This window comes from Alicyclobacillus sp. TC (assembly GCF_016804365.1).
Classification (GTDB): Bacteria; Bacillota; Bacilli; order Alicyclobacillales; family Alicyclobacillaceae; genus Alicyclobacillus_I; species Alicyclobacillus_I tolerans.
This window is the reverse complement of the sequence record NZ_CP044434.1, coordinates 990,432-1,006,388: the sequence shown is the minus strand read 5'-3', so window position 1 is coordinate 1,006,388 and position 15,957 is coordinate 990,432. Positions and strand designations below refer to the sequence as shown.

General features: G+C 44.7%; 10 protein-coding genes. 3 read left to right on the top strand and 7 right to left on the bottom strand.

All coding sequences use genetic code 11. From position 1 onward, the window contains the following. Positions 1-44: 44 nt before the first annotated feature. From FY534_RS04790 to FY534_RS04780, 3 genes are all read right to left on the bottom strand, one after another. The gene (locus FY534_RS04790; RefSeq protein WP_238413669.1) at positions 45-1,220 is read right to left on the bottom strand and encodes an aminotransferase class V-fold PLP-dependent enzyme; all 1,176 of its coding nucleotides are present in this window, start codon (positions 1,218-1,220) and stop codon (positions 45-47) included. A 113-nt stretch (positions 1,221-1,333) separates the two neighbouring features. Next, complete coding sequence (locus tag FY534_RS04785; RefSeq protein ID WP_238413668.1) at positions 1,334-2,251, bottom strand: SDR family oxidoreductase; 918 nt, start codon at positions 2,249-2,251, stop codon at positions 1,334-1,336. A gap of 86 nt (positions 2,252-2,337) precedes the next feature. Then, positions 2,338-2,880 carry a peptidylprolyl isomerase gene (locus tag FY534_RS04780; RefSeq protein ID WP_203115334.1) on the bottom strand — a complete coding sequence of 181 codons (543 nt, stop codon included), beginning with the start codon at positions 2,878-2,880 and terminating at the stop codon, positions 2,338-2,340. Positions 2,881-3,112: 232 nt separating this feature from the next. Between FY534_RS04780 and FY534_RS04775 the strand changes: the two genes are divergently transcribed. Together FY534_RS04775 and glp are read left to right on the top strand one after the other, a co-directional pair. After that, positions 3,113-4,069, top strand: a complete 957-nt coding sequence (locus tag FY534_RS04775) for an aldo/keto reductase family protein (protein WP_203115333.1) — start codon at positions 3,113-3,115, stop codon at positions 4,067-4,069. Positions 4,070-4,087: 18 nt separating this feature from the next. Then, the gene (gene glp, locus FY534_RS04770) at positions 4,088-5,314 is read left to right on the top strand and encodes a molybdopterin molybdotransferase MoeA (protein ID WP_203115332.1); all 1,227 of its coding nucleotides are present in this window, start codon (positions 4,088-4,090) and stop codon (positions 5,312-5,314) included. Positions 5,315-5,422: 108 nt separating this feature from the next. On the opposite strand, the gene FY534_RS04765 is transcribed toward glp, so the two are convergent. Beyond that, on the bottom strand, positions 5,423-6,943 hold the full coding sequence (locus FY534_RS04765; protein WP_203115331.1) for a phosphoenolpyruvate carboxykinase (ATP): 1,521 nt from the start codon (positions 6,941-6,943) through the stop codon (positions 5,423-5,425). Positions 6,944-7,072: 129 nt separating this feature from the next. Continuing rightward, positions 7,073-7,369, bottom strand: a complete 297-nt coding sequence (locus FY534_RS04760; protein ID WP_072872649.1) for a hypothetical protein — start codon at positions 7,367-7,369, stop codon at positions 7,073-7,075. Between the two features lie 226 nt (positions 7,370-7,595). Between FY534_RS04760 and galU the strand changes: the two genes are divergently transcribed. Beyond that, positions 7,596-8,504, top strand: coding sequence for a UTP--glucose-1-phosphate uridylyltransferase GalU (gene galU, locus FY534_RS04755; RefSeq protein ID WP_072872650.1), 909 nt, complete (start codon positions 7,596-7,598; stop codon positions 8,502-8,504). A 93-nt stretch (positions 8,505-8,597) separates the two neighbouring features. Here the strand turns inward: galU and FY534_RS04750 are convergent, their stop codons facing one another. Beyond that, on the bottom strand, positions 8,598-12,323 hold the full coding sequence (locus FY534_RS04750) for a UvrD-helicase domain-containing protein (protein ID WP_203115330.1): 3,726 nt from the start codon (positions 12,321-12,323) through the stop codon (positions 8,598-8,600). Continuing rightward, positions 12,320-15,814: a PD-(D/E)XK nuclease family protein gene (locus tag FY534_RS04745; RefSeq protein ID WP_203115329.1), complete on the bottom strand. Its 3,495-nt coding sequence runs from the start codon at positions 15,812-15,814 to the stop codon at positions 12,320-12,322. Before FY534_RS04745 ends, FY534_RS04750 begins: the two co-directional genes overlap by 4 nt. Positions 15,815-15,957: the final 143 nt, after the last annotated feature.

Genomic DNA, 15,957 nt, shown 5'->3' with positions numbered 1-15,957 from the left:
GTAAGAAAAAATTCTCTCACGAGTAGCCATCTAAAAACATGGTCTTATTTACTTTCCGTAAATTCAAACAGTGCATGTAAGAATCGATCCACATCGTCTTCATTGTTGTAAAAAGACGGTGCTACACGCAAAACTCGTTCTTTCGCAAACAGTTTGACATCGATATCGCGCTGATGAAACATCTGTTGCAAAGCGTCCAAAGAAACATTTCTGGGTAACCGGACGTGAATCAATCCAGCTCGAGCATCTCTGGGGGTAAGAATCTGCCATTCAGGGAGCTCCAATAATCCATCCATGAATCGAGATGTCAATCCAGCAATGCGAGCTTGAATAAAATCGAGTCCTGCTTGAATATGAATGACTTTTAGACTCTCTAGCAACCCAGACAAACGAAGTAAATCTGCATGCAAGTGCTCAAAACGCGCCGCCCCTTCTGCCCATAGATAGCTTCCGTCAGCTGAAAAAGATTGTGCCGAAGAGCCTGCCAAAGACGAGGAACTGACAAACGTTTGAAACATCTCAATTTGCAAGTCAGGTCGGATATACAAGGCTCCTGTTGCATCAGGACCACACAACCATTTATGTCCAGGAAACACATAGAAATCGCAGCCCATCTGACGCAGGGAGACTCTCTCTGCCCCTACTCCCTGCGCACCATCTACCAACAAATAGATACCGTGATCGTGCGCAATTTTGGAAATTTCTTCAACCGGCAAGCGTTTTCCCATCAGATGGGTAACATGTGAAACAACTATCATTCGCGTACGTGGAGTAATCATACGAGTCAGCGATGGAAGCCAATCTTCTTTTCTTCCTGCAGTTGAAAAGCGTTTGATAACCACTCCACGCCTATCCCGCTGGACAAAGAGTGGCAGCAGAACACCTTCATGTTCTAAATCGCTCACAATGATCTCATCGCCTGGTTGCAGCGCTATGCCCCAAAGAATAATGTTGATACCATGTGTAGTACTCTCCGTTAAAGCGAGACTATGACTCGGCACATCCAACATTTGACCGAGCATTTCTTTAATGGTACTTGAAACCCGCTGTACTTCACGAGCATAAACCGTATTCTTTCGACCATTGTGCAACAGATATTCAAGCACCGACTGCATAGCCTGTATGCTGCTTTCCGGCAGAGCGCCATTGGAGCCTGTATTCAAATAGACTTGTTGCTGAACAGCCGGAAAATAGCGCCGTAGAGTATCCGCATGGGCCATCGTTGCCACCTCTTTTCAGGTGCTCCGAAAAAGTCTTTGCCTTTTCGGGAATTTGCTTCATGTTTAAGATGCTTTCGCCGAAGACAGCATGGCCGTTGCACAGAAATGGATCTCTACACGGGCTGCAATTGGTATGCTGTAAACTGCCCAGACATCCCCTCTGCTGACTTCAGTTTGTAAGTAGTAAGGCGATTGGGAATCTTAATCACTTCTTCTATATGGGCAGTTTTCTGCCAAGGAACCACCCAAACCTTATCTCCTTCGATATATTGAATGGTTTCGGTAACTACATCCGTGCCATCATCATAGGCAAGTATATCGTAGCCTCCGGTTACTTCTGTAATGGTGCCGTTGATTTGCGCACTCTCATCTGCGCAAAGGAAAGCAATCACACGTGCCACATCTTCTCCCACAGGCGGTCGGGCTAAAGGATTATCTGATTCGAACACTTCTTCAATCAGCTTACTTTTATTGGCCCCACGAATATCTCCGGGACAAACCATGTTGGCAGTAATGCCATTTTGTCGTTCTTCTCGAGCAATCGATTGTGTCAGTGATGCCAAACCTGCCTTTATGGCCGCATAGGGCGCTCGATAACGCCATCCCACTGCATCTTTAGCACCGGCAAAGCCAATCGTGACGATGCGTCCAAAACCTCGACTCCGCATGCCAGGCAATACCTCACGATAAATCCACAAAAAATTACTCAAGTTGCCATCAAGCAACTTTTGCCAGCTCTCATCCGAATAATCAGAGAGGGGAATTCGTTCAAAAACAAAAGGACCAAAATTGTGAACCAAGGCATCGATCCTGTCAAACGCCTGAATAGCTTTGTGTACCGCTGCTACCGTCTCTGCTCGACTAAACAGATCCGTTTCTATCATCATTGCCCGCCGACCCAGAGATTCAGCTTCTGCAACAAGTTCTTCTGCTTGTTTACGACTCTTGCCATATGTAAAAGCGACATCAAAACCAGCCCGTAACAGACAGCGAACTGTTGCATGACCTAAACCCTTGCCGCCGCTTGTCACAAATGCGACTCTGCTCAGATTACCTCATCTCCTTGCTCTTCACGTTTCCTACCTTGCGCATAGGGTGTCGCGTGAGAAGCAACCCATCAAGCGTCGTACTGCAAAATCTCCACTGATTCCATCATGACTTTTTCTTCCGGTTCACTCATTTCACCTGAACGAGATCGTCTTACAGGTGTAGCCGCTATTTTCAGCACTACATCCATGCCATGAACGACTTTGCCAAATACCGTATAATTCGGTTGGCGGTTTAAATGTTGACATTGAGAGCCGGTACAAATAAAAAATTGCGAGCCATTTGTATTTGGACCAGCATTGGCCATCGCCACTATTCCTGGGCCATAAGGTTCTACAGGCGGCAACTCGTCTCGAAAGCGATAGCCTGGACCACCAGCTCCCGTACCTGTCGGATCACCTGTTTGCACCATAAATTCACGAATGATTCTGTGAAAAATTACTCCATTATAATATCCGTCCCGCGCCAAAGCAACAAAATTATTCACAGTTAAAGGAGTTTTCGAAGCAAACAACTCAATGGTAAATTCACCTTTATTCGTTTTAACGAGAGCTTCATATCGAGAGCCATCTTGAAGTTGCATTGCTGGTGGTTGTTGATAAGATGAAGCCATTTATCCTGTCTCCTTTTGTAGATTACCTCTTTTCACCAGTACACTACCACAGGGCATGCTGATGCGCAAAGTGCCAATCCGTTGCGAAGTCTGTTTTTTGTTTGCGCCTGCTTACATAACTTCGCTAAAATAAATACAAGGTCTTTTTTCATACCTAAAATAGAGACCTATTCAAAAGAGGGTTCGAGCGCTTATTGAGCATGTTTGACCCCAAAAGTGAGGGATGTCAGCGTTGCTGTATCGCAGATTAGGAAAATCAGGTTTGCAAGTGTCAGAAATTGCGCTTGGCAGTTGGCTCACATACGGAACTGTCACCGAACGTGAAGCATCTATGGCCTGTGTGAAAGAAGCCTACGAGCAGGGGATTAACCATTTTGACTGCGCAAATGTTTACGGCTCTGTGCCACACGCCGCAGAAGTTGTACTGGGTGAGGCGTTGCGACCTTATCCAAGAGAAAGTTATGTACTCACAACCAAAGTTTATTTTCCAATTGGCAAACGCCCTAACGAAAGTGGATTGTCCCGCAAGCATATTATGGCTCAAATCGATGAAAGCTTAAAGTCTCTCGGTGTTGATTATGTCGATATTTTGTATTGCCATCGTTTCGACCCTAACACTGATTTAGAAGAAACGCTTCGTGCTCTGGACGATCTCGTTATAGCAGGTAAAGTCCGCTATGCTGGTATCAGTGAATGGCCCGTCGTGGAAATCGCAAACGCACGCCGCATCCAAAAAGAACTCGGCTTACATAAACTAGCTGCGAGCCAGCCTGTCTACAACATGTTCCAGAGATACATCGAATCTGATGTCATTCCAGTTTGTGATGAAGCGGGTATTGGACAAGTTGTCTTTTCTCCACTTGCCCAAGGAGTATTGACCGGAAAATATCGAAAAGGACAGCCATTGCCTTCTGGTTCAAGAGCCACAACGGAACGAGTGAGCCATTTTGTAGAACGCTACTTAACTGAGGATAAATTGACGAAAATTGAGTCTTTGATTCAGGTCGCCAATGATCTAGGCATGTCCTTAGCACAATTAGCGATTGCTTGGGTACTGCGCTTACCAAGCGTAAGTTCTGCTTTAATTGGTGCGTCGCGCCCTGAACAGATTGTAGAAAATGTTAAAGCCGTTGGACGCACTCTGCCAACGGACGCATTGGAGAGAATTGAAGAGATTTTATCCAACTGAATTCGGGGACGAATAGATATGTCAAAAATGGTTCCCATAGACTATGAGGAAGCTTTACAACGTATATTGGAACTTGCAGCTTCCAGCCAAAATGAGGCGGAATCTCTACCTATTGCTCAAGCTTTAGGGCGAATTACAGCAGAAGAAGTTTTCTCGCAGACCCATGTACCTCCATTCCACCGCGCTATGATGGACGGTTATGCAGTCACAGAAGCGGATCGACAAGGCAATCAACCTTTGAAAGTGATGGGGCGATTGGCGGCAGGAGACTGGCCGACGGAGAAGTTGCAACCTGGTACTTGCTATAAAATTATGACGGGTGCACCTATACCTGAAGGAACAGCTGCTGTAGTTCGTCATGAATGGTGTGAAGTGCTTAAACAGGGAAATATGATTCGTATACTGGAGATTGCAGCTCGCGGTGAATCCATTCAAAACGCGGGGATGGACGGCAAACCTGGAGAACTGTTAATTCCGGCACGCACTCGCCTATACGCTGAGCACTTAGCCATTCTTTCAGCCTTTGGTCAAGAACGGGTAAGAGTTTTCCATAAGCCCCGTGTCAGTATTCTCACTACCGGATCTGAACTTATTTCACCTGGAACGCCGCTTCTACCAGGAAAGATTTATGGCTCTAATGGCATGTTTTTGGAAAACGCTTTGCGGGCCGACGGTGCACACATTGTAAGACACGCTCACATTCCCGACCAGCGTGAAAAATTGCAAGAGGCGATTGAAAATGCCGTCCATACGTCAGATTGGGTTATTCTAACAGGCGGTGTTTCCAAAGGCGATTTTGACTTTGTACCAAGCATTCTAGAAAATATAGCAGGCAAATTATCGATTTCTCGTGTGCTTATGCGTCCAGGTGGACCCTTTGTAGCAGGAAAAGTGAACCAGTGTAAACTGATTGGTCTTTCTGGCAATCCATCTGCTATGTATATCCAGTACCATGTGCTTCTTCGTCCGGCCATTTTGTACAGCCAAAGCGAACAAATCCACCTTTTTGAAACACGTGCGCGACTGGCCGAAGATATTCATTTAAAATCTGTTCCACATGTGCGTTTTTTGCGTTCTAAAGCACGCATCATAGACGGAGTATGGCATGTTTGGCCAAGTGAACAACAGTCACCAGGCTTAGTACGTGGTTTAGCTGACTGTCAAGCTATCATGAAAAGTCAAGAATCTCAGCTAAAGAAAGAAAGTTGGGTAAATATACAAATTCTTCCTCTTGCCTTTTCCTAAAATCACTCACTGAAATATAGCACACTGAATGAAAAATCCAGACCAGCAGCTAACCAAGCTGTCAGGTCTGGATTTCCATGTGATGAAAGGTTTCTCAGCCGCCAAAATTTAAGCTTTGATAGACGCCAATTGCCCTGTCTCTGTCCACTCTCCCGTTCCTTTCGGCAATAGCGTTTGTAATCGAGATTGAAACGCTTGAACAAGCTTCGTTTTTTCCTTCATGTAGGCGTCACTATCTGTAAAACCTTCCTCAGGATGTAAATAGCGCGACTCAATACCGTCGAGAGCAACAGGGATATCCATCATCAAATCATCGTCTCGGCGGTATTCCACATTTGCTAACTGTCCGCTCAGGATCATATCCACTATAGCGCGTGTACTGACGAGAGGCATTCTGCCTGTGCGTGCAATGCCGCCACCAGGCCAGCCTGTGTTCAATAGATAAACAGGAACCTGGTGCTGTTGCACACGTTCCATCAGCATTTGCGCATATCGACTAGGAGAATCTGTAATAAAGGGAGCTGCAAAGCAAGCAGAGAAGGTAGGTTCCGGAGCCGTTACCCCCCGCTCCGTTCCTGCTAATTTACTTGTATATCCGAGCAAGAAATGGCGTTTCACATCTTCGGGTTGCAAACGAGCAACTGTGGGAAGCACACCCGTTGCATCAGCAGAAAGGAAAACAATAGCGCTTGGATGGCCTGCTCTCGGTTCGGGAGTAGATTTTTCGATAAATTCTAGTGGATAGGCTGCGCGCGTATTTTCCGTCTTTGAATCATCATGATAGAGCGGATGGCGATATTCGTCGTAAACCACATTTTCAAGTACAGTTCCAAAACGAATGGCGCGGTAAATATCCGGCTCCTTCTCTTCTGACAATCCAATACACTTTGCATAGCAGCCATTTTCCATATTAAATACACCATCGTCTCCCCAGCCATGCTCATCATCGCCAATCAACGAGCGCTCAGGATGAGCGGAGAGTGTTGTTTTTCCAGTACCCGACAAACCAAAAAAGAGTGCTACATCTCCATGTTGACCTAACGATGCGCTACAATGCATAGGAAGTACATCACGGCTGACCAAATCATGATGCATCAGTGTAAAAATGGATTTTTTCAATTCTCCAGCATACTCTGTACCACCAATTAAAACAATTCTTTTACCTGGATGAATCACAATAAATGTGGAAGACTGAGTACCGTCTGATTCTGGATTGGCTTTCATATTGGGTACACCATAAACCGTATAGACTGGTTCCGCATCTGGTTGACCCGGCAAAAATAGATTTTGGACAAACAGATTATGCCAAGCAAATTCTGTATAGAAGCGAATGGGTACCGCATATTTAGGATGCTGATTGACAATCGCATCAAATTGATACGCACCTGTATTTTCAAGGTGAAGAATGGCTCGTTGCAAAAGACTTTCAAAAACCTCTTCAGATAACCACCGATGCATATCCGGAGGAGCACTAAAACCTGGAGAAGAGACAAAATATTTATCCTTCGGCGATCTTCCGGTAAATTGACCAGTTTCTGCGCATAGTGCACCATTCGACAAAAGTACACCTTCATTTCTGCGAATGGCTTCTTCCACCAATTGAGCGGGTTGCAATTGCTGCGTCCTCATTGAGCGCATCCACACCTTCCTGATTCATCAATGGTTCTATTTGTTTCCCAATTTAATTATGACACAATATATCGTGTCGATCCAGTATTTATATCATATTATAGGTCACATTTATCTATTTGTGACTGATTATTTTCGAAAAGGCGGCAATTCCTTCAAATCTTTATAGATATTTATGCGAAAATCCCGCACTGCATTTCCGGGGAATAACAATTCATTTTCTGAAAATGACTGTAGCCAGGGATGATGTTGAAATGGAGCGACTGGATGCGGGGCCACACGAACTGTAAATGTACGTTCCTCCCCTGAACTCACTTGTCGTACCGTTCGGACTAAAACATTAGCCGCTTTGGCAGGAATGGGTGGACCCATCAACTCTATATCAGCAATAGGAAAATATTGATGCAACCATGTCCATTCAGACATTATTTTGTCTCCTTTGATGGAAGTTCAAAATTGAAAACTCGCAGAGTATCCATTGAATTGAATGAAAAACTACCATTGCAGGATTCTCCACAATCATGTCGAAGTGCCTAGAATTAGCTGTTACGTCTTTGGTGCAGTATAATGATGCTCAGTGAATATCAAAATGAACAACCAATCCATGGATTAATTTCTTCATTTTTTTAATGCGCGAAGGAGGTGTGCGGGCATGAAAGTGCGGAAAGCAGTCATTCCTGCTGCCGGATTTGGAACTCGCATGTTGCCAGCAACGAAAGCTGTTCCAAAAGAGATGTTGCCCATCCTGAATAAACCATGCATTCAATATATTGTTGAAGAAGCTGTTTACGCAGGTATTGAAGAAATCCTGCTGATTACTGGCAGAGCGAAAAAAGCTATTGAAGACCATTTTGATCGTTCTCCTGAATTGGAATTTCATTTAGAACAAAGCCGAAAATCCAGCATGCTGACAGAGGTCAAAAAAATTTCAGACATGGTGGACATCCATTATGTGCGTCAAAAAACTCCACTCGGGCTGGGACACGCTATTCTTTGCGCCAAATCATTCATTGGGCAAGAGCCGTTTGCTGTTCTCCTCGGAGACGATATTATTCAGGCAGAAGTGCCTGTCACTGCCCAATTGATATCTAACTATACACAGGGCGACAAGGCATTGCTTGGTGTGCAACAAGTGCCAGCGAAAGATGTATCCAAATACGGAATCGTCAAACCATCTGGAGTCGTCAACCCTTCCAGTGGTACTTTCGCCGTGCAATCTGTAATCGAGAAACCAAACTCCGATAATGCCCCATCTAATTTGGCTGTACTAGGACGATATGTCTTGCCACCCAGTATTTTTGACATCCTTGAAGAGACACCGCTTGGACTGGGAGGGGAACTTCAACTCACAGACGCCATTGAAACTCTGGCGCAAAAAAATTTGGTTGAAGCTTATCCTTTTCTGGGCACTCGTCACGATATTGGAAACCTGGAAGGATGGTTGCGCGCGAATCTATCCTTCGCTATGGCTGTTCCTTCTCTTGCCGAAAGTCTGCTTTCTGATTTAAAGGACAAAATTTCTACAAATGAGATGTTGCGCACAAAACTTGCTTCTTCTTAAACCGAGGCTAACAAACATCTCGTAGGACAACGAACGGATAGGGCGGACTTTTCATGTCTGCCCTATTTTATGTGATGTCGTCCTCTGTTTTACCTAAATATCCTCTCTCAGAATACCACTTCCTAGCATCTGCTCCAGTGAAATAGGCAGTACCTCCCATGTAACGGCTGCATCCACGAAATACAGATAAGCTTGAACATCTTCACCAACTACATTTTGGGCGATCCGTCGATAAACTTCAATCTGCGGTTGATAGTCTTTCAGCAAGTGTTGTATACCCTGTTTTTGAACGCGATCGGTCTTATAATCCACCACAAACCAACCCCGTTTATCTTTTGCCAACACATCCATCACACCCTGAATAATGACAAACGGATCTACATCTGAAGTGCCTTGAGAGAAAAGAGATAATTTGCCGAAAAACGGTTGCTCTCGCAATACGATTTCAGCGTGACGCAACCGAGTTGCCAATTCACTGTTCAACCACTGTTGAATGGACGAAAGATCTACAGATAAACGTATGTCTTCTGTGATTTTACCCTCGGCCACCAGATCATTTAAAACTTCACACAACTTCTCTTCTGACAGTTTTTCAGCAAACGGTAAATGCAACATGACTTGATGGAATGCTGTACCGCGATGGCGCCCACTTATAGTGCCATCCATAGCAAAAATGGGTTTGGCTAAAAGTTGCTCTGCTCTCCCACTCGAAAGTGTTTGTTCTTGCTTTCGGACCAACCTCCGCAGCTCCGTGGCGGAAATTTTGGCTGCAAAATCAAACGATTGGGGCGGTTCAACCACTCGAACGGTCAAGGAATTTCTATCAGTGAACTGACTTTTCAAGCGGTGCAACCAATCACTCACTGACTCTGAATCCTTCAGTCGCAACGACGGGTTGGAATTTTTCCCTTTTTCTTCAATTTGATGGACAAACATGGATTCCAGAGAGGACTGTGGAATCACCTTAACTCTAAAATTCTCCCACTGCATGCTCTTAGCTTCTCCTGATTGTTCCAATTGACTCTCGACAAGATTTCGCAAGGGAGCAGTTCGACAAAAGGCTAAAAGAAACCATTCCCCCATATTTGCTGCGTGGCGAAAAGCGGCGGAGAAACTGTTAGATTCAGATTGCAGCAACAACTCTGCTATACGATTCTCACTTTTAGGTAAATAACCAGAAATACGCAAATGCTCTTTTGCCCTTGTCATAGCAACGTATAAAATACGCGCTTCTTCAGCCATCATCTCGGCCTCTTCTCGATGCTCCATAGCCAAATGGACGGCTGTTTTCCAGCGTTGCATCGATAATATATCGCGCATCTGCGGACCAATCCCATAGTGTCGGTGCAAAAACAGCGATCGTTTTAAATCTTTACGGTTAAAACCAGAGCCTAGCCCAGCAATCCAAACAATTGGAAACTCTAGTCCTTTACTTTTGTGGATAGAGAGAATTCGTACCGCATTGTTTTCTCCTTCACCCATCTGTGTCACCGATGGAGAAGCCATGCCTTGCAGACGCTCCTCTACAGCCAAAAAATCACTAAGATGATCGGCATGCCCCTCAACAAATTTATCAGCACGTTTCAGAAAAGCCTCCACTTGCTGAGCACGAAAAGTACCATCAGGCATTCCAAGGACATATTCGAGATAGTTGGTCTCGGCAACAATTTGACGAAGTACGTTAGAAAAGGGACGTTCCTTTAAGGCATGACGCCATGATTGTAATTGACTCAGAAAACGCCTGAGGTCACTTCGTGTCTGCTCGCTGATTAGACTACCGTCAGGCAATTCCTGCGCCGAAGCTGCCAGACGAACTGCTTCTGTCAGATGGCGAAATGGTAACGTCCTGATTTCCGCTAATTGTTGATCCTGTAAACGTACAAACGGCGATTTCAAGAGTACAGCGAGATCAAACTCGCGGCGAGCATTGACCAGAACTGCCATTAAAGCATGTAACCAGACAATCTCAAGTCCAGTTTTTTGACTTTCTTGTTCGTCACTTTGTGCAGCAATGCCATATTTGAATAACGCATCGACCAGCGCGCCCGTTCGTCCCTTTGGTGAACGCAGTAAAATGGCAACATCTGAAGCAAGCGCTGTTCGCAACTGCTGCTGTTCGCCATCCCAAACTTTATAAGGCATTTGTTCAGGGATTTTGCCAATCATGGCAGCAATTTGCCAAGCCACATAATGAGCTTCCTTCTCAAAGTTCAAAAGATCTTGCCAATCTGCAGAACCCTCTTCATCATCTTGGTCTGCCTCTCGATCTTCTGGCTGATGAGTATTTTCAATCAAATGTATTTCTACACTACCTTGACCATCCGGATATTGACCTGCCGCTCGCATCTCGGCCTGTTCGTCATAAACAAACCCTACGGTATCTTCTTGAAACAAATGACGAAACAACCAGTTCACAAATTCTACAACTTCCACTCGACTGCGAAAATTTTCTTGCAAATAAACCACTGACGACGGTCGATCACGACGCATTTCAGTGAAAGCTTCCAGAAATAAACTCGGTTCTGCCATACGAAATCGATATATGCTCTGTTTAATATCTCCAACCATAAAAAGGTTGCCATCAGGCCGACGAATCGCTTGGAGAATCTGATTTTGTATAGGACTCGTGTCTTGATATTCGTCAATAAACACGGCAATAAACTGTTCCTGGAGAAGATGGCGCTCAGCGGTATCCGATCTGCTTAAAACCTGATACGCTAATTGTTCTAAATCATGAAAATCCAATACATTCAAGATCAACTTTTCTTTCCAAAGCCGTTCAGCATACAACTTTGTCAAATCGATCAACTGGTCGACGGCTGGTTTTAAAATCATCAGATCACTATGAAGTGCGATGCTGCCTCGCTTCAACAATTCCAGACGATTTTTCAATAAGCTCATAGCTTCATTGCGCAACAGTTTTATCTCTTCAATATAAGGCGCACTTCCTCTGACAGCCGGTCTTCCAGTACGGTTGAGCATTTCCTCGATAGACGCAGAAACGTCCTCTATCTTCCTGTCAGTAAGCGCCTTCGACAAGGAGGGCCAAAGCAGGAGCATTTGCTCAAGAGAATCATGATAACGCTGCAAAGATTCATCCATAGACGCCAAATCGCATGCTTTGCGTAAATAAATACCAGATTCTTCCACACCATCAGCTACCCATTGAAAAAAATCTTTAAACCAAGGTTCATCTACCAATTGTTCACCTGCAGCGAATTGTTCTTGAATTCGCGTCAACCAAGCGATAGGTTCAGGTTGACTGACCGCCAAACGATACAAATCCATTAAGACTTCAGCAAGCTTTTCCGCTTGAAGACCTAGAGAATCTATGAGGAGTTGCACCGGCGGATTCTGCAACTGGTCTTCCACCACAACATTCGCCGTCTGATGCCACATATAACGTTGCTCAGCTTCGTCCATCAAACGTACATCAGGGCTAATACCAAGTAATAAAAAATTTTTCTTGACGACTTCGTTACAAAAAGCATGAAGAGTGGAGATTTGCGCATACGGTAACTGCCGCAAGGCGAGCAAGACTTTGCGGCGTTCACTTGTTGTCAATGGTCCTTGCAGACAATCCTGCAGACGTTTGCCAATTCGTGCCTTCATCTGTTCCGCTGCTGCTTCTGTAAAAGTCACGAGCAGCATTCTCTCCATACTCATCTCCGGTTCGTTCAGTAACATATAAAGCACTCGCTCCACTAGCGCCGAAGTTTTGCCCGATCCGGCTCCCGCAAAAACCAGGGTATCGCCTTCTTTAGCTGTGATGGCTTGCAGTTGACTGGTGGTAAAAGACGGCAGTAACCAGGAATTCAATCCGCTTCACTCTCTTTCCCAAGGACCTGTTGATTTTCGTCTAGGAAAAATGAAGATTTCGTCACTTGACTTAAACGTCGCACTACATTTCCGTGATGATGAGGTTCAAAATGACAAAGCGGCTGGAAATTGCAATAGCGACATGCCATTTGACCACCAGGAAGACGATAAGGCGTCACAGCCACACTCCCTTGCCGCACTTCACGAGAAAAAGCGCTGACCTTCTCAATGGCATGCTCTTTCATCCAATCCCACATATTTTCCAAAAAGATCGGTGCACGTTGATCAAATTCTTCTTTTTTAGTCATAACTTTTGTAAACAGCGGGGTAGCAGCACCTTGCATCAAACGTCGGTCAAGAGCTTCTACTACTTTTTTATCACCTTTAATCCAACCAGAACTGCGCAAAGATTGAATCATAGACTGCCGTGCTTTTGCCGTATCTTCTGGAACCCACAATAATTTACTCTCAACATGAAGTGGCTGATAATGTAAGGCTGCCAAGCTAAGCGGTTCACTCCACCAGTCCTGACTAGCTTTTTCCAAGACCAGACCATAAAGTGGCAACTGTAATTGCAAACCATGAAAAAATAAATTAAAATCCATTTTTTTCTTTCCGGTTTTAAAATCGATAACCCGAAACAGTTGACGTGCTGGATCTACTTCAACGCGATCGACCCGACCACGAATTTTCGTCAATCTACCTTGCTCATCGACAATTTGTAAAGGAGAAATGATGCTGCCAGCTTCGTTCGGCATACCAAACGAAGCTTCACTCAACACCGGTCTAAAAGAACTGTACTTTGAAGCCTCAGACTGCAATTCAGCAACAAGTTCTAAAACCTTTCGAATATGCGGCAAGTTTGCCTGCTTCAACGGCTCACTTTCCCATACCGAATAAAGAGCGGTATGCAACACTTGTTGTAATGTCTCTTCCATAAAAAACAAGGATTGTTCACGGGTCAGTGATTGCCACAACTCCGGACTCTTTGTGAATTTTTGAGTATATACAGAAAGCACTTCATGCAACAGATTGCCTCGCTCGCGCGCATCCCGTGATAGCGAAAGGCGAGGTTCTGGAAGTCGCAAAATAAAACGAGAAAAGTGTTGATAGGGACAAGCATAATAGCTTTCAATCGCGTGAGCGTTAGTCTCCAAAACACTGCCGCAAAGTTTTTCCATAAGTTCCTCAGGTAAGTTTTTGGATGCCAGTTGAAATCGAAAGCCCTGCCATTTCTCGGTTTCTCTATCGGGAGATTGCTGAATATACCATTCCAGAAGCGACGGCAAACTGCCTATAGACTCTCCGTGCGACGCAGCACTCAATTCACGAAACAATCTTTCTTGAGCGGCATTAGGTGTCAACCAGATGGTTTGAACAACATCCGCATGTTCTTTTTCAGCTTTTGTCACGCCGATTTGTAGATGACAATAAGCTTTACAGAATGCTGGATGAAGATAATTGGATAGGCTCGTCTCACTTCCATCCTCTGTAAAACGAGACCATGTAAAAGTGGTTTTGCAACTCGCACGGGTCATCAATTGATAAGCTTCTTCCTGACTTGCCATTCTTTGTTCTTTACTTGTCCAGCCAAGCGAATGATGGAAGAGTTGATAAAAGAGCAAACGATCTTCATCTTGCAATAATTTTTGCTTATCTCGCTGTGCAGGTAGATTTTTTTGATGGCATCCAAGTACAAATACATAGGGTTTGCGCCAAGAACGTGCCCGCTCATATGTTGTGACCAATACACGGTTCAGCCCAGCAGGGATGCCAGCCAAAGGCTCTTCTTGCAAATGAGTCAAGAGAATCGTTTGCAAGCTTGAATTGGAAATTGGATGTTCCGTCGATAGAACGTGAAGATTATCCAATAAGGATATCAGCTTATCCCATGCTTGTTCGTGCTGGCTAGCAACTTGTAATTCTTCCGTACTTTTCGGTTCCGTAATCCATTGCGCCATCACAGATCCTGCACCAGAAGTATTCAGAAAATCCCAAATGGCAAGCGCAGCTTGATGTGGCGTGAGTTCAGCCTGACGAAATACGGCAAGCGGCGTCAGCCTCTCAACCACTCTACGGCGCAACTCGTCCATTCTTGCATCTTCTTGAGCCGCAAAATCTTCTCTATTCACACTTTCTCGAAAGGATGCAAACCGCCAAGGTTCTGAACAAAACCAAATGTCCTGTCCAGAAACACGATAAGTTTCGATGTAACTCTTGAGCCTATCCAGCATCTCGTCACTCATCCCGGAAAATTCAGCAGGTCCCCAATTCAACATAGATTCATAAGAGAAATCGTATTGAAAGCATTGCAAAGATGAAATGAGATAGCGTACGAGAGGATGGGAAGAAAGTTTAGAAAAAACATCTAAGTTGTATGGGATCTGGAACAAAGAAAAAATTCTTTCAAGTTGCGCTTGATATTCATCCATTCTTGGTAAAACTACGGCAATGTCAGAAAAATTTGCGTCCTTCTCCACCGCAAGTTGTAAAATTCGACCTGCTACAGCGTACAATTCCTCTGCGACACTGTTATAACTCATCACTTCACCCAAACGATTTTCAGCTTTATCAGAAAAAAACCGAAAACGCACCCGTTCTGCCGTAAAGGCATCCTCCATTAAAAGCAAAGAACGTAGATTTAACCATTGCCATGCTGTTTCTTCTGGCATAGAAAGCAAGGTATCCATCAGAGAGTGCAGCGGAATTTCTCCTTTGCGTACTTTGTCAAGCTCTGCTTGTACCTCTTTGGATTGGAAAAAACGTTCATCTCCTTGCAAGGTGATGACTATATCATCCGCTTTTTCCGCTAATTCCTGAAGCACTGCCAGCATGGCTGGTGTCCATTCCAGAAACCCGTCAAAATAAAATTTTCCTCCTTGTATCCACGATGCTTCCTTTATTAAGGGAATCACTTCTGAAAATTGAGTTTCTCCCAAATGATTTAGAGCCGACTGATATCCACGATAGAGAATCGTCAATTCACGCAATTTATCAAGCAACAATTGACCTCGTTGACGCATACCTCTATGACTTACAGATGCCAGTTCAGTCGCTGCCGACTCTAACCAGCCATCCATTCGATGCAATGGAGCGCCGTATGCTGTCAACTCTTCAAAAACTGCAAGTATGGCATCAAGATAGGAAATAGAAGGTTGCACACGACGGAGCAGATGAAGCGAAGGTGCTACCTGCTCATAAACCTGCCTCAGCAATAGCCGTCGTCCAGTTTGATTGAAACGTGGTGGTTTTTTGCCGGATCGCAAAAATAATGTCTCCACAAAACGCTCCCATGGCAATACCTGGACACGCGTTGCAGCTTTGACTGTGGACAATAACTGCTGCTCCGCCACAAAGGCCACTGCTGTTGGTGTAATCCAGTATACAGGCGGACCGAACGGAAATTGGTTCTGCTGTTCAGCCGCAACTCTGGCAAGTTCTTCTGTTTTTCCCGATCCGGCCGGGCCAATCCACAACTCAATTGTAGTCATAAGAATCCATTCCTTTATCTCCGACCATTTTTCGTCTTACTTATAAACCATGTGCAGCATTTTTATCTTTAGGCAGAAATCACGTTTCTCAGCCAATATTCATATGACGGTATATCCCCCAATGCGTTTGCCAAAATGCGCTG

Excerpts from the sequence above, each read along its gene's own strand:
- FY534_RS04790 (WP_238413669.1), bottom strand. The coding sequence starts at position 1,220 with ATGGCCCATGCGGATACTCTACGGCGCTATTTTCCGGCTGTTCAGCAA.
- FY534_RS04780 (WP_203115334.1), bottom strand. The coding sequence starts at position 2,880 with ATGGCTTCATCTTATCAACAACCACCAGCAATGCAACTTCAAGATGGC.
- glp (WP_203115332.1), top strand. The coding sequence starts at position 4,088 with ATGTCAAAAATGGTTCCCATAGACTATGAGGAAGCTTTACAACGTATA.
- FY534_RS04765 (WP_203115331.1), bottom strand. The coding sequence starts at position 6,943 with ATGAGGACGCAGCAATTGCAACCCGCTCAATTGGTGGAAGAAGCCATT.
- FY534_RS04760 (WP_072872649.1), bottom strand. The coding sequence starts at position 7,369 with ATGTCTGAATGGACATGGTTGCATCAATATTTTCCTATTGCTGATATA.
- galU (WP_072872650.1), top strand. The coding sequence starts at position 7,596 with ATGAAAGTGCGGAAAGCAGTCATTCCTGCTGCCGGATTTGGAACTCGC.
- FY534_RS04745 (WP_203115329.1), bottom strand. The coding sequence starts at position 15,814 with ATGACTACAATTGAGTTGTGGATTGGCCCGGCCGGATCGGGAAAAACA.